The organism is Paenibacillus sp. OK076, assembly GCF_900110055.1.
GTDB lineage: Bacteria > Bacillota > Bacilli > Paenibacillales > Paenibacillaceae > Paenibacillus.
This window is the reverse complement of sequence record NZ_FOCH01000001.1, coordinates 3,768,434-3,784,447: the sequence shown is the minus strand read 5'-3', so window position 1 is coordinate 3,784,447 and position 16,014 is coordinate 3,768,434. Positions and strand designations below refer to the sequence as shown.

Below are 16,014 nucleotides of genomic sequence, written 5' to 3'. Positions count from 1 at the left end.
GTTCCGGTTCCCAAGTAGAGAGAACATGTTCCGGCTTACATGTGAAATTTATCACATTAATCGCGGCTCTGGGCACAGATGAGACGAGTGAAGCATCCTGTCATGTGTCCGGAAATCCAAATTTGTGGAGGGATTACTATGTCGGTGATCGAAAAAGATGTCAAACAACAAACAGGTTGGAGAAACTTTACCAAAGGAACATGGACGAAATCCGTAGATGTGAATGATTTTCTGGCACGCAACTTATCACCTTACTATGGCGACGAAGCATTTCTTGCAGGTGCAACTCAGAATACGAAAGAGTTATGGGATATCGTTTCTGATCTGACCAAAAAAGAGCGCGATAACGGCGGGGTACTCGATGTTGACGTAAATACGCCAGCAACGATTGTTTCTCACCAACCAGGTTATCTGGATAAATCCAAAGAGCAGATTGTTGGTGTTCAAACAGATGCTCCATTCAAACGTTCCATTCAGCCATTCGGTGGAATTCGCATGATGATTGATGCTTGTGAAGCTTATGGTTTTGAAATGCCTCAAGGCGTCATTGATATATTTACGAACATCCGCAAAACACATAACCAGGGCGTATTTGATGCTTACACATCTGAAATGCGTGCAGCACGTAAAGCAGGGATTATTACCGGTCTGCCTGATGCTTACGGCCGTGGCCGGATCATCGGTGACTATCGCCGGGTAGCTCTGTATGGTGTGGACTTCCTGATTCGAAATAAAAAAGGCGAACTGAATGCACTTGAAGTCGACGTGATTGATGAAGATGTCATTCGCCTGCGTGAAGAACTGTCCGAACAGATTCGTGCATTGCAAGAATTGAAACAACTGGGTGAAATGCACGGTTTCGATATTTCCTTGCCAGCCACAACCGCGAAAGAAGCGTTCCAATGGCTCTACTTTGGTTACCTGGCTGCGATCAAAGAGCAAAACGGTGCGGCGATGTCCTTGGGACGTGTTTCTTCGTTCCTTGATATTTACATCGAACGTGATTTGCAAGAAGGTTTGCTAACTGAAGAACAGGCTCAAGAACTGGTTGACCATTTTGTTATGAAACTGCGGATCGTCAAATTCCTGCGTACACCGGATTATAATGAATTGTTCAGTGGAGACCCAACATGGGTAACGGAATCCATCGGTGGCATGTCCGTAAATGGAGAGACCCGTGTTACGAAAAACAGCTTCCGTTTCCTGCACACCCTGAACAACCTTGGTCCTGCACCTGAGCCGAACCTTACGGTACTTTGGTCCACCAAGCTTCCGGAAGCGTTCAAACAATACTGTACCAAAGTATCCATCGAAACGAGTTCCATCCAGTATGAAAATGATGATCTGATGCGTCCGATCTACGGAGATGATTATGGTATTGCTTGCTGCGTATCTGCGATGAAGATCGGGAAACAAATGCAGTTCTTCGGCGCTCGTGCCAACCTCGCAAAAGCATTGCTGTATGCAATCAATGGTGGTCGTGACGAGAAATCGGGAGCACAGGTTGGACCTGAATATCCGGCGATTACAAGCGAAGTGCTGGATTACAATGAAGTGATGAAACGTTTCAAACCGATGATGGAATGGCTCGCCAAACTGTATATGAACTCACTCAACGTCATTCACTACATGCATGACAAATACAGCTATGAGCGTATTGAAATGGCCCTGCATGACCGCGATATCGTACGTACGATGGCTTGTGGTATCGCTGGTCTCTCGGTTGCAGCAGACTCTCTGAGTGCCATCAAATATGCCAAAGTTAAACCGATCCGCAACGAACAAGGCATCGCAATTGATTTTGAAATTGAAGGTGAATTCCCTTGTTACGGTAACAATGAGGACAGTGTCGATAGCATCGCAGTTGAATTGGTGGAAAGCTTTATGGGCATGATTCGCAAACACAAAGCGTATCGTAATGCGATCCCAACACAGTCTGTACTGACGATTACATCGAACGTGGTTTACGGCAAGAAAACAGGTACAACACCGGATGGCCGTAAAGCAGGCGAACCGTTTGCTCCAGGGGCGAACCCAATGCATGGTCGGGACAAAAAAGGTGCACTGGCATCCCTTGGCTCAGTAGCAAAACTGCCTTACGAACACAGCCTTGACGGGATCTCTAATACATTCTCCATCGTGCCTAAAGCACTCGGAAAAGAGTCAGACACACGTAAATCCAATCTGGTAGCCATGATGGACGGTTATTTTGGTCAAGGAGCACACCATCTGAACGTGAACGTATTTGATCGTCAGCAGTTGATTGACGCGATGGACCACCCGGAAAATTATCCGCAGCTGACTGTACGGGTATCCGGTTACGCGGTTAACTTCATCAAATTGACACGTGAGCAACAACTCGATGTCATTAACCGGACCTTCCACGGTTCCATGTAACTCGGGCTTAGCTTAACAGTTCATAGGAGATAGGAGTAGAACCTCCATATTAAACGCACAGCGGATGCGATACAGAAAGGAAGAGGCAGCATGGTTAATGGACATATTCATTCACTCGAAACTTTCGGGACGGTTGACGGCCCAGGCATCCGCTTCGTGCTTTTTATGCAAGGATGTCTGCTCAAATGCCAGTATTGTCACAATCCGGATACATGGGCACTGGATGGTGGCAGGGAAATGAGCGTGGAGGAGGTACTGGCTGAAATCGAGCCGTACTTGTCCTACTACCGCAGTTCCGGCGGAGGACTTACGGTATCCGGCGGGGAGCCAACATTACAGGCTCATTTTGTAGCCGAGGTTTTCAAAGAAGCGAAACGCCGCTGGGGATTGCATACTACGCTGGACAGTAACGGTTTTAATGAACCTGATCGGATTCATGATTTGTTGGATAACACAGACCTGGTTTTGTTGGATCTAAAGCACATCAATGATGAAAAACATATCAAGCTGACAGGCAAATCTAACGAGAGAACATTGCGCACCGCACAGTGGTTATCGGACAATGGACGAAAAATGTGGATTCGCCACGTGTATGTGCCAGGGATTCACAATGAGGAAGAAGACTTGCTCAATCTGGGGCGGTTTATTGGAACGCTAAATGGAGTCGAGAAGTTCGAAATCCTGCCTTATCATCAGATGGGTATTTACAAATGGCAGGCGCTGGGGAAAGCCTATCCGCTGGATGGAGTTCCTTCTCCAAGTGATGAGGAAGTGGAGCGGGCGTATCGTTTGATTGAACAAGGTCGTACGGAAACAGCGGGTATGACTTGCTCCAATAAGTAACAATAGTTATATACAGCACCTATATAATTTGAACTAACTATTTACACGAGAACGTAGAGGACAGAAATAAGCTGGAGAAGCGGAGCGTTCGCCTAAAAGCTTTCTGCAAGAAAGCTACATCGGAAGCATACGCAATCCACGGATTTTCACTTTTATAAAAGTGAATCAAAAAATCTGGGGATAACAGCGATCGGAAGGTTGTTCTGTCTTCGGAGTGGCAAGTGTAATTATTCTTTAGTTCAACTTATATACCAACCAAGCAGTCTTTGCGAACATGTTTCGCAGGGGCTGTTTTTTTGCTGTTATCGATTGTAAATGCATGATTATTTGTCCAGTGAAGGATTTTATCCCTCCATTGATGAATTGTCATCCTTACGATGTAAGCTACAACTTTTTATAATCAGAGTGTAAAGCCAAATGCTCAATATCTTGAGGAGGGTCATACGAATGAAAAAAGGAATGACATTACTGCTTTCATTATTACTTATCACATCATGGACATTGGCAGGTTGTTCGAGCTCAAGTAACGAACCACAACAGGGAGCAGGCAATGCGCCTGCGGAGACAAGCAAGGAACCGGTTGAGATGCTTCTCCGTCACACTCAGGTGGGGGCCGACAAACAAAAAAGGCTGGCCATTCTGCAGGACGTTGTAGCCAAAGTGGAGAGCGAAGTACCCAACCTGACCTTTACACTGGACGGAGTTGAATCCGATGTAAACCGCAAGGAGAAACTTCGTGGAGAGATGGCAGCGGGCAATCCGCCGGATATCTTCGAATTGTTCGGTAGTCCGGATTCTAAAGTATATGCTAAAGAGGGCATGTTGTTGGATCTCACACCGATCTTGCAAGAGCTGGGCATCCAGGACCAATTTTCATCACTTGAACCATTTACCTATGAAGGCAAAGTGTACGGACTGCCTATTGGTGGATCGGGTGAAGGATTCTTCTACAATAAAGAGTATTTTGCACAAAAAGGTTGGAAAGCGCCTTCAACAATGGCTGAACTGGATAATATGCTCGCTGAGATCAAAGCTGACGGCAAGGTTCCACTCGCTTCTGCTTCCAAAGCAGGCTGGGTTCCACTCATGTTAACGAACCATCTGTGGTCCCGTTACGCTGGTCCTGATATTACGGCGAAGTTTGCTACAGGCGAAGCCAAGTGGACTGATCCAGGCGTTGTTGCAGGATTTGCGAAGCATAAGGAATGGGTGGATAAAGGTTACTTCAAAAAAGGTGAGCTTGGCTTTGAATATGCTGAATATACAACTCAATTTACGAGTGGTGAAGCGATTCTGATGTACGACGGAACATGGAAATCATCCGTATTTAAGGAAGGACAGAGCGGTGAATCGCTCATCGGCAAGGTTGGTTTCTTCAATATGCCACCGGTAGAGAATGGTGCAGGAGATCAAACAGCCTTGATGCGTGACGTCAATAACGGATACGGCTTCTCCGCAGCGGTTGCGGATGATCCTCAGAAGCTGGCAGCGGTTAAAGCCTTTATCAAAAACTTCTACAACGAAGATATGCAAGTGCGTGGACTCGTAGAAGATGGTGTGTTACCAGCAATGAAACTGGATGAAAAAGTGCTGACAGACAGCATCACCGACGATTTGATGAAAGAAATTGTAGCTGTTCTGAATGCGTCCCAGACTTCATTCCCGGCATTTGATGCGCTCGTTCAGGCTGATGTAACGACAGAGATCAGCAATCTGCAAATTCAGAAGCTGATTGGTGGACAAACGACGCCAGAGAAGATGGCCGAAGAATTGCAAAAGGTTCAGGAAGAGGCCAATGCTTCAGTAGAATAAACAATACACGATCATTCAAGCAAAGAAACGTAACTGCTAACACCATGCTGGTTTACCCCGGTTGGAACTCTGCCGGGGTAAAACCCTTGGTCCTTTCTAAAGAATTACACTGCTGAGGAATCTGCTCTATACATGAGCATAAGAAGTTGAAGTCACTGAAGGAGGTAGATCATGAACACTTCACTCCGCAGCCCGCTGATCTATACGTTGTTTGTGTTGCCTGCACTGATCTTGTTTATCATGTTTTTCCTGTATCCTATCGGCAGTTCACTCTATTACAGTCTGACCAGTTGGAATGGGGTATCCGCAGAGCCGCGTTTTGTGGGACTGTCCAATTATGCAAAGGCATTGACAGATGAACGTTTTTGGATTTCAACTCGCAATAACGGTTTCTTTATCGCATTTTCCGTTTTGATCCAGGTACCTATCATTGTGCTGTTTTCCCTGCTCATAGCGAACGTAAAGAAATTGAAGGGTTTGTACAAAACAGCCGTCTTTTTGCCGTCCATTATGTCAACGGCCGTCATCGGTATTCTGTGGGGCTTCATCTATGAGCCTAACATCGGCCTGCTGAATCAGTTACTTGAAACGGTAGGAATTTCGCCGGTCTATTGGCTGTCCGATAATCGGTTCGCAATGATATCCATTCTCGTAACCAATGCTTGGCAGTGGACGGGATTCTATATTGTTATGGTTTTGGCAGCCATTCTGGCTATTCCCAAGGATTTGGATGAAGCGGCAGCCATTGATGGTGCAACAGCCGTACAAAGAGCATTCAAAATTACATTGCCACTTATCAGACCTATCATTTCCGTCGTCATCATGCTGTCCATTGCGGGGGCGATGAAGGCAGCTGATATTGTTCTGGTTATGACCAAAGGTGGGCCTGCAGGCTCTACTGAAGTGCTTGCTACGTATATGATCAAATATGCGATTACCAATTTTAAATACGGCTATGGTAATACGATTGCGGTTCTGATCTTTGCTCTGACGCTTGTGCTCACCGCGGTATATCAGTTGCTGGTGGCGAGACGCAACGAAAGGGTGGAATATTGATGGCAAAGAGCATAAAAGGCAGTATACCTCATGTTTTGTTGATGCTGTATCTACTTGCAATTCTGTTTCCCTTTTTATTCGTAATCTTTTCTTCATTTAAGCAGGATAACAATGAGATCGCACTGAATCCGTTCGGTCTGCCTTCCACATGGGTGTTTAATAACTACGTGGAGGCTTGGGTAAATGCCAAGATTGGAACGTATTTCTGGAACAGTATGTACATTTCGGTCTTGTCCTCAGTTGGAACCATTATACTTGGTGCCATGTTTGCTTTTGCTATAACGCGGATGAGACACCGCAAATGGAGCATGTTTCTGTACAGTCTCATTCTGGCGGGTATGCTGATTCCAAACAATGCGCTCATGCTGCCGATTTACTTGCTTGTCCGCAAGCTCGGCATTCTGGATACTCATCTGGCGCTGATCATTCCTTATGTTGCGAATGCAATTCCGTTCACGATTATTATTTTGGCAGCCTTTATGCGGTCGCTCCCTGGAGAAATTGAGGAAGCCGCTGTTATGGATGGGTTGAGGGCTCCGGGTATCTTTGCTAGAATAGTGATACCCCTTACAGTTCCAGCCATTGTTACGGTGTTTATCGTGAATTTCCTCGGCAACTGGAACGAATTTTTACTCGCCAACTATTTCTTATCTACTGATAAACTGCGTACATTGCCCGTCGGCATGGTCCAGTTTCGTGATCAGTATCAAATGAATTATGCCCAGATGTCAGCAGGCATTGTATATAGTGTTGTACCGGTTGTTGTAATCTACGCCATATTGCAGGAGAAAATCATTGAAGGTGTAACGGCAGGTAGTGTTAAAGGTTAATTAACGATGCGTTATATAGGGAGAACGGGAAATGAACTTGCGGATGAAGCTGGCCATGGCATTTCTGTTGCTCATCATTGTACCGATTTGCACGCTTGGAATCGGCATGTTCTTGGTCACATCACATACGATTGAGAAAAAATACAATCAGCAGTCTGAATATGCACTCCAGGCGATTAGCTATAATATCGAGAATGTTTTTCAGCAGATCAACAATGTCACGGACAATGGCATCGCCACATCGGTATTCCAGATGGCTTTGAACGCCAAAGATCCGAGCAAACAGGATCTTGGAATCGGTAATCAATTGTCGCTGAATGCCAGTCAGCGTAATTTCCGTTCCCTTTTATACAACTACCCATTCATCAGTTATGCCTTCTTGTATGATTTGCGTCCGCGTTCGTCCCAGGACAACCAGATTGTCTCTATATTTACGAAGGAAAATTTTCAAGCACTACCTTTTCAACAATTTAAGGTTCATCCAATATTCAAAGAAATCCAGGAGCTCAACGGCGTGCCCAAATGGCTGGCCCCTCTGGAATATCCTGAACTGACGGGCGTAGAGCCTGTCTTTACTCAGATTCGGTTAGTCAAGGAACTTAGTTATTTTCAGAATATTGGGGTCCTTGTCGTTCAGATTAAAAAAGGGGAGATGGACCGCATCTTCCGCCATCTGCAGATAAGTGATTCTGCACAGGATACTTCGTTCCTGCTGATCAATGAAGAGGGTCTGATCGTATACGATCCTTCCGGACGCTACAGCGGAGAGAAGATGGAGAATCTGGGTGTGCGATCTGGAATTTACGGACCGGGATTCAGCAGCACCAGAGCAGTGTTCGATGGCAGTGAAAGCATCATTTCACAATATCATCTGAAAAACTATAACTGGAGTCTGGTCAGTGTTGCTTCATGGGAAGCATTATCCGCAGAGACGAATGTGTTCGCAGGCTGGTCGATTATTATCATTCTGCTGTGTCTGCTTGCTGCGATGGTTTTCAATGTGTTCTTCATGAACCGGATTACCGGCAATATTGCGGTGCTCGTACGATTCATGAGACGTGTAGATGACGGGGATTTTAATGCCCGGGTCGAAGGAAGTGGTTTTGACGAGATGCAGCTGCTCGCCCAAGGGTTCAATGAATTGCTGGATCGGATCGGAGGTCTGTTCCGACGTGTGCGTGCAGAGCAGGAACAGAAGGCTAAGGCAGAACTACGCGTACTTCAAGCCCAGATCAAACCTCATTTTCTATTTAATACGCTGGAATCTATTAACGGACTAGCCATGAGGGGAGAAGGGCGTAAAGTAAGTGAAATGGTGACACGTCTTGGCAATATGCTGCGGATCAGTATCCAGGATCAGGAGGAGATTTCGCTCAGTGAGGAGCTAAGGCACTTGCAGAGTTATCTTGAGATCCAGCATTACAGGTTCAGTGATTTGTTCCGGTATGAGATCGACATTCCGTCTCATCTGTACACATCTTCCATACTCAAGCTTACTCTCCAACCCCTTGTGGAAAATAGTATTCAGCACGGGTTCGAGGGAATTGAATATCAGGGTGTACTTCGGATCAGTGCATTTGTGGAAAGGAATAACTTGGTGCTGCGAGTTGAGGATAATGGTATCGGTATTCCCCAGGAAATGTTGGCTCGATTCGAATACATGGCAGAAGACCCGCCTGAATACATCATGGCTGAGGGAACGAAGCAGCTGTCTTCAATGGCAGAGCGTCGAGGGCTGGGTTTAAGAAGTGTTGCAGATCGGATAAGGATTCAATATGGGGCCGGATACGGAGTGTTTATATGTTCTTCTCCGGGACATGGCACGATCATTCAATGTATTATTCCACAATATGAGCAGGGGGAAGATGAATGAATCTAACCGCGTTGTTGGTTGACGATGAGCTGCCGATTTTGGAGAATTTGAGTTTTATTTTGCCATGGGAAGACATGGGCATTGAAATTGTAGGTACGGCCAGAAGCGGGTCCGAAGCACTGGATAAAGTTGCAGAATGTCACCCTGACATCATGTTATGTGATATTCGCATGCCATCTATGGATGGTCTGGAACTGATTCAAATATTACGTGAGCAAGGTGAAACTTGCGAGATTATTTTGCTGACAGGATATCAGCAGTTCGAGTATGCTCGTACAGCCATTCGTCACAATGTCCATGATTACATATGCAAGCCAATCGATTATCTGGATCTGGAACAGAAATTACGTGAGCTGGCTAGTCAGATTCAGAAGAAACGGTTGGAAGTGGAGGCCGAACGCCACCGCAAATCGGAGATGGAAGTATGGGTAAGGCACAAACATATCATTGACCTGATACGAAAAGAGGAAGATTCATTATATTCTTCCCCTCCTTCTTCCCCCGAACCACAGGCATCTTCGTTACGATATATCCTGCTGCTTATCGATGTGTCGGGTTATTTTAAACATTCGATCGGATGGTCTGGGGCTCGGCATCAAAGCTGGCATGGAATGATCCGTTCCAAACTTAGGGAGATTACAGACCGGATTTGTGCAGGAACTCTGCTGATTTCGGCCCGTAAGGGAGAATGGTGCATGTTGGTGGAGGCGTCAGATGAATGGAGACTGCGAGCAGATGCACTGGCTCAACAGGTTCAGTTGGAACTAGATATGACATTTGAGATAGGTTCAGGCATGAAGACAAGGGTCATTCAGGATGTTATGCCTGTGAAACTGGATGATCAGATGGCTGAGCGATACCGGCACTGTCAGCGATTACTAATCATGAATGATTCTAATCAGCGCAGCGATGCGCTGGAACAAGAATCTGCTGAGCACTCTATGATGTCATCCAAAGAACCTTCCAGCAGGACAACAATGTGGATTACAAAAGAGGATTTGGACTTGATCACCCGCTGGATCAGACAGGGAAATAAACAAGGATTGATAGACCTGCTAGTGAGGCTCAAACATCGAATGAGCGAGCATAAGAGTACGCTGGATGGCGTAGCCGAAAATAGTCTGCGTTTTCTGCTGGTACATATGCTTCGTGAATTGCGCGAAGTACATGTCATGGCTGAACAGGACGAAATACACTTCTGGAGTGCATTGCATTCAGCAACCTCCATCAAGGAATTAATCGAACTGGCAGAGGCACTTGCTTATGTTTGTCATGACAAGAAAAGTGTTCCTCGCCCTTCTGTGTCTGAGTTGATCAGTTCTGCGTGCGAGTATATGAACGCCAGACTGGAATGTGATCTGGGCATTGATGAGGTAGCTGACTGGCTGGGGATCAGTCCGGGTTATTTTTGTCAGCTGTTCAAAAACCAGATGGGTGTAACCTTTGTTGAATATATGACCCATAAGCGGATGGAGAGTGCAGCTTTATTATTGAGTACCACGGAATGGAGTATTACAGCCATTGGAGAAGCGACGGGGTATAAGGAGCGGCGATATTTCTCCAAAGTATTTCATAAACATTTTCACATGAAACCATCCGAATTCAGGTCGAACCAAAGAGCAGGTTCATAATGGGGAGGAAAGCATGCGTATGAATTCGATCGATCAGCTTTCGTTGGAACAGCGGGTAGGACAGCTGTTTATGTGTGGATTCCATGGACAGCATGCGGATGAACAGATCAATCAATTGATCCATGATTATCATGTTGGAGGCGTCATCTATTTCAGACGGAATGTGGAAAGCGTAGACCAGTTAAAACGACTGTCTGCCGACTTGCAAGCGATCGCGGCTGAAGCCGGAGATTTACCCCTGATGATCTCCGTGGATCAGGAGGGCGGGATGGTGGCCCGGATTGACCAAGAGGGAGTGACCCAGGTACCTGGAAACATGGCGCTTGGAGCAACGGGGAATCCCGACTATACCTTGGAATGTGCGCAAATTCTAGGTCATGAGTTAAAAAGCATCGGTATCGATATGAACCTCGCTCCAGTGTTGGATGTGAATAATAACGTTCTTAACCCGGTCATCGGCGTGCGCTCCTATGGCGAGAATGCGGAGAGCGTAGCTGCTCATGGTGCCGCAGCCATCAAAGGGTATCAATCCCGAGGTGTTGCTGCGACAGCCAAACATTTTCCGGGACATGGAGATACAGCGGTGGATTCACATCTGGGTATGGTCACTGTACCTCACGACCGGAACAGACTGGATCAGGTGGAGCTTCTGCCGTTCCATCGCGCTATTGAGGCCGGAGTGGATGCTATCATGACTGCTCACGTCATCTTCCCGGCAATTGAACCGGAGCCGATTCCAGCTACATTGTCCCGTAAAGTATTGACGGGGCTGTTACGCGAAGAAATGGGCTTTGACGGCATTATTATTACAGACTGTCTGGAAATGCATGCGATAGCCAAGCCATATGGTGTGGCCGAGGCAGCCGTTCTTGCCGTTGAGGCAGGTGCTGATCTAATTCTGGTCAGTCACACACTGCAAGATCAAATCTCTGCTGTGGAAGCTGTTGTGGAAGCCGTTCGTACTGGACGAGTGGATGAAGCCACCATTAACCAGGCATTGGAACGTATTATTTCATGGAAGGCAGCACGTTGTGGTCAGTGGGAGCATACGTTTGTCTCCATGGAAGAGGATGATGCTGTGTCGAATGGATCTGATGAGGACGGGATCACGTTCTCAACAAAAGTGAAAGATGAATCATCAAGGTCGCTGGCCTCCATCGAATCCAGGCTGGATGAGATTGCTTCCAATAGCATTACTGTAGTTCAGAATGATGGATTGCTTCCCTTAGACCCTGAAAAGAATGTGTATGTCATCTGGCCGGAGGTTGTGCAACGCACAGAAGTGGATGAACCATGGTCTCACACAGATTCGCTTGGTGTGGCGTTATCGCAGCTGAGAAGCGGAGTTCGGGAGCACAAAATAACGACACAGCCCACTTATGATGAAGCGGACAAGATCCTAAAGGATGTGTCGGAGGAAGATCAAATCATCGTATGTACGTACACTTCCGCAGGCCATCTTCCGAAAGGGCAACATTATTTGGTTCAAAAACTTAGTGAGAAGCATTCCCTGATTGTCGTTGCTCTGCGTAATCCATATGATCTATTGGAGATTCCAAAGCCGGGAAGTTACGTATGTACCTACGAGAACACTCCTGCAGTGGTTCGCGCATTGTCCCACGTCTTAACAGGTGAATTGCAGCCAACCGGACGCTTGCCCGTTAGTTTGCGTTAGCACGTTCGAAATCTCTTAATCTCTAAATCTCTAAATCTCTCTGTGGCATGGTGCTTATTCAACCATGTTCTGGAGGGATTTTTTATTGGAATTTGTGGCTGGTTTTTAAACTGGCTTCACTCCAAAACGAAAGTTTAATAGATAACTATTTTCATAGTATTTTCGCTCGATTAAAAGTTTACAATCGTTATCAAATATTTTTAGCAACTTTTCCCGGTAGTAAGCGTCTAATAGTATGACTTTTTGAGGGGGATATTTATAAAATGGGAGCAGAAGGAGCCAAAGAAAAAGAATGAATTTGAAGAAGAAATTATCCGTACTTACCGCTTTAGCTGTATTCCAAGCGTTTGCAGCGATTCCAGCGAATGCACTGGCAGCCGATCAAAGCGATACAACAACAGTGAATACAGCCAATGTTAAATCCGTGGAGGTTGTGAAGAAAGAACAAACGATCGCGGAATCGGATGTAAAGTCCGGGTCAGATTCAAAACAGTCTGATAACAATGAAGTCGAAGGAACAAACCCGGTGACCAATGAACCAACAGGTACAGACGTTACTCCGGTTGACCCTGTTATAGATCCTGCTGATGAAGAGGATGCGGGAGAGGAAACAACTGTTCCAACAGCTCCAGTTGAGGTTGAGCAACCATCTACAAGCGGTCAATCTGTAGCCGGAAGTAAAGGCGGAGATCTGACACTTTATATGAACAGCAACAAAATGGTGCAAGACGGCAAAACCTATCTTGCCGGACAGCCGATGGCTGTTAAAAATGGCGTATCTTATGTAGCGATCCGCGCACTGGTTGATCGGGTTGGTTATGAAGTGAAATATGATAATACAACCAAAGAAACCATTATTATTAGTGGCGAAGATGAGCTTCGCTTCAAAACGAATAGTAGCGTTTACACAGTTAACGGTGAATCCAGAACGATGAAGGGCCCTGCCTATCAACAAAAAAATACGTTCATGGTGCCACTGACGTCGATTACTCAGGCACTCAACATTACTTATAAAGTGAATCAGTCTGCGAAGACTGTAGTACTGAACCTGAATACCAAACCGGTAGCCAGCTTCACGGTACCAAAAGAGATTTTTGTAGGAGACACGGTGACATACAACACTAAATCCAGCTCTCCCAAGGGATTGGACATCGTCGACGAGCGCTGGACTGGTCGTCAGGATTCGTTTGACCAACCAGGTACATATACGGTAACGTATGCTGTCCAGGATTCGAGCGGGCAATGGAGTGATCCGTATTCTGTTACGATTCAGGTACAGAAACCCAATCTTCCTCCTGTAGCGATGTTTATGACGGACAAGGAAGAATACAAAATGGGTGAAAAGATCACGTACATTGATCAAAGCACCGATGACGAAAATGCTATTGTGAAAACTGAATGGGAAAACAATGCTCTGGCATTCTTTGTTCCGGGACCGAAAACAGTAACGATTACGGTTACGGACAAACATGGTGCTAGTAACAGTTATACCAAGAATGTCAATATCACCAATGAAACACTGTATACTATCTCTGATTTTAATCAGTTGTTCACGCCGGTGGGTGACAAGTTCAGCTTCAACGGCAGTGAAGTTCCTGCCATGGAGAAAGTTCCGTACACTTATTACGATGAACAAAGTGTGCTGATTCGCAGTAACAGCCCGGAAACCGTTAATTCGGAAGGGATTGTGTACAAAGAGACTTCAATCGGTCAGACCCGTTTCATGATTCACCATGTAAATAACACCGGCAAAAACGTGAAAATGTACGTTGTTGCTACGAATAATAATATGTATGCAGCAACATTAGAGCAGCAAAATATGGGCTTCGCAGGTCCTTCGCCATTCGCAACAGTAGCCGGAAGATTATCAATTGAACGTTGGTTCCAGTCTATGCAAGATGGCACTGGAAAATTGAATGTTGTACTGCAGCCAGGAGAAAGCAAATTGATTCTTACTGAACTCAATGCTCTTCCCATGAAGCAAGGGCAAGTTATTTCGCTGTATTCTGATGTTTTCAGCGACTACAGGCTGGATTACAACATTATCATGATCGAAGAAAATAAAGATCCGATGGCCGTATGGTCCACACTGCCTGTTCTGGATCGTGATGGTGTACACAACCGTGGAACGTATCCGAATGCAACACGTGTCATTACGTATGACCAAGAAGTAGGTTCGAAGCCTGCTCGTCTGCCGCTTGGGGATAATGCAAGTGACCCGAATCTGGTCGGCACAGACCCTATGGCCTATACGGAAGCTTCTAACGCGGGTAACTTCGGCGTACTTTACAAAATTACACTGAACAATGTGGCTCCGCGCACACTGATCTCATTCAACCCTCGTGGTGGTAGATACTCGGGTGTGGCACTCGTTAATGGTCAGGTTGTGCAGATTTCGAATAGCAGTAAATCCTTAAGTGCACCAAATGAACAAAGTGTACTCTATCGCACAGGTTCGTACGGCGAAGCTGTAACGATTGTGTTCTCGGCGGCACCAGGAAGCAACCTTCCTGTCAACTTGCTGTTCACACCGCTTCCGACAGAGAAGTAATTACTTCTCCTGTCACCAGGAACGGACGGTTTGGAGTGAAAGTTAATATGCTATATATCCTGTCACCCCAAAAGTCGCCCGAAGGATTAAACTTCTGAACCGTCAGAAGAAAGAGCTGTCCCAAGTCATGCAAGTGACGGGGGCAGCTCTTTTTTAGTTCAGCTTGTAATTAGCGGTATCTAAGCGCTTTCGTTGACTATGAACTTCATTTAAGGCATTATTAGAAGTATATAAATCAAGCATAAGTATCAGCATTTTGCATATTTTGATTCCACACGCTAACGGGTACAATACCTAGACAATTAGAACCACTCCGATCTAGGGATTGCTGGATTGCAGTCGCTCTTTGGATGTATGCAGAATGCTCGTATGACAGGAGGTGTTTTAGGTCATGCTGTCGACAGAACAGATTATTACTACCATGTCCTCGCAGGGGCTCCGCATTACGGATCAGCGGAAAACACTGGCCCGGTTATTTGCCGAATCCCCTGGGTATTTAACACCCAAGGACGTCTATGAATATATGGGGAAAACCTACAGCGGACTGAGTTTTGACACGGTGTACCGGAATTTGCGTGTCATGCAGGAATTGGGTGTGCTGGAACAGGTCATCTTTGAAGATGGGGTGAAGTTCAGAGCACATTGCAGCGAGGATCACCATCATCACCATATGATTTGTCTGAAATGCCAGAAGACATATCCCATCGTTTTTTGCCCGATGCAGCTTGCAGATGCGCCAGAGCAATTCCAGGTTGTCGATCATAAATTTGAAGTTTTCGGGTACTGTAAGGACTGTGTAGAATATATGCCAGCCAAAGTGTCATCCGGACATCAGCACACTCACGGGAAGCACTGACGATGAAGTTATCCCGCAGACTGGTTCAGGCTCCCATTCGGGTGTATCGCAGCTATATCTCTCCATTGAAGCCGCCGACATGTCGTTTCTATCCTACCTGCTCGGCTTACGCGATGGAGGCGATTGAGGTGCACGGTGCGTTCAAAGGATCGCTGCTTGCGGCAAAGCGTATTGCGAAATGCCATCCGTTTCATCCAGGCGGAGTGGATCTGGTGCCGCCGAAGGCTGAAAAGTCTGTGATGGTATCGGATTAACGATTCAATGGTCGTTTTGCCGGTTTGAGTTGATTTAAGATTGCTGTCCACTTGACAAAGGAGGCAGTATTTCAGTATATTTTTCGTATAATGATTTCCAGTGAAGGGATAAGTACAGACACACCCCCAGTGCAGAGAGCCGGATGAGCTGAGAACCGGTCTGGGAGGAGGATGGAATATGGTCCCGGAGGAACCTCTTTCGAGCGTGCAGACGTTGATTAGAACGGCTGTCGTAA

General features: G+C 46.1%; 11 protein-coding genes. All 11 read left to right on the top strand.

What is annotated here, in order from left to right; translation table 11 throughout:
* The first annotated feature begins 138 nt into the window (after positions 1-138).
* The 11 genes from pflB to yidD all read left to right on the top strand — a co-directional run bounded on the left by pflB (position 139) and on the right by yidD (position 15,778).
* Positions 139-2,397, top strand: coding sequence for a formate C-acetyltransferase (pflB, locus tag BMY78_RS16820; protein ID WP_090900876.1), 2,259 nt, complete (start codon positions 139-141; stop codon positions 2,395-2,397).
* 90 nt (positions 2,398-2,487) lie between these two features.
* Positions 2,488-3,240, top strand: a complete 753-nt coding sequence (gene pflA / locus BMY78_RS16815) for a pyruvate formate-lyase-activating protein (protein WP_090900873.1) — start codon at positions 2,488-2,490, stop codon at positions 3,238-3,240.
* A gap of 447 nt (positions 3,241-3,687) precedes the next feature.
* Positions 3,688-5,052, top strand: a complete 1,365-nt coding sequence (locus BMY78_RS16810) for an extracellular solute-binding protein (RefSeq protein ID WP_090900871.1) — start codon at positions 3,688-3,690, stop codon at positions 5,050-5,052.
* A 171-nt stretch (positions 5,053-5,223) separates the two neighbouring features.
* Positions 5,224-6,108, top strand: a complete 885-nt coding sequence (locus tag BMY78_RS16805) for a carbohydrate ABC transporter permease (protein ID WP_090900868.1) — start codon at positions 5,224-5,226, stop codon at positions 6,106-6,108.
* Complete coding sequence (locus BMY78_RS16800; protein ID WP_090900865.1) at positions 6,108-6,938, top strand: carbohydrate ABC transporter permease; 831 nt, start codon at positions 6,108-6,110, stop codon at positions 6,936-6,938. The genes BMY78_RS16805 and BMY78_RS16800 overlap by 1 nt, the downstream gene beginning before the upstream one ends.
* A gap of 31 nt (positions 6,939-6,969) precedes the next feature.
* The gene (locus BMY78_RS16795; protein WP_090900862.1) at positions 6,970-8,811 is read left to right on the top strand and encodes a cache domain-containing sensor histidine kinase; all 1,842 of its coding nucleotides are present in this window, start codon (positions 6,970-6,972) and stop codon (positions 8,809-8,811) included.
* Positions 8,808-10,442: a response regulator gene (locus BMY78_RS16790; protein WP_090900859.1), complete on the top strand. Its 1,635-nt coding sequence runs from the start codon at positions 8,808-8,810 to the stop codon at positions 10,440-10,442. Before BMY78_RS16795 ends, BMY78_RS16790 begins: the two co-directional genes overlap by 4 nt.
* A gap of 13 nt (positions 10,443-10,455) precedes the next feature.
* A complete protein-coding gene (gene nagZ, locus BMY78_RS16785) occupies positions 10,456-12,117 on the top strand; it encodes a beta-N-acetylhexosaminidase (RefSeq protein WP_090900856.1) in 1,662 nt (553 codons plus the stop codon).
* 292 nt (positions 12,118-12,409) lie between these two features.
* Positions 12,410-14,668, top strand: coding sequence for a stalk domain-containing protein (locus BMY78_RS16780; RefSeq protein WP_090900853.1), 2,259 nt, complete (start codon positions 12,410-12,412; stop codon positions 14,666-14,668).
* Between the two features lie 391 nt (positions 14,669-15,059).
* Positions 15,060-15,524 (top strand): Fur family transcriptional regulator, encoded by a 465-nt coding sequence (locus BMY78_RS16775; RefSeq protein ID WP_090900850.1) that lies wholly within the window; start codon positions 15,060-15,062, stop codon positions 15,522-15,524.
* Between the two features lie 2 nt (positions 15,525-15,526).
* Positions 15,527-15,778: a membrane protein insertion efficiency factor YidD gene (gene yidD / locus BMY78_RS16770; protein WP_024631022.1), complete on the top strand. Its 252-nt coding sequence runs from the start codon at positions 15,527-15,529 to the stop codon at positions 15,776-15,778.
* Positions 15,779-16,014 lie beyond the last annotated feature (236 nt).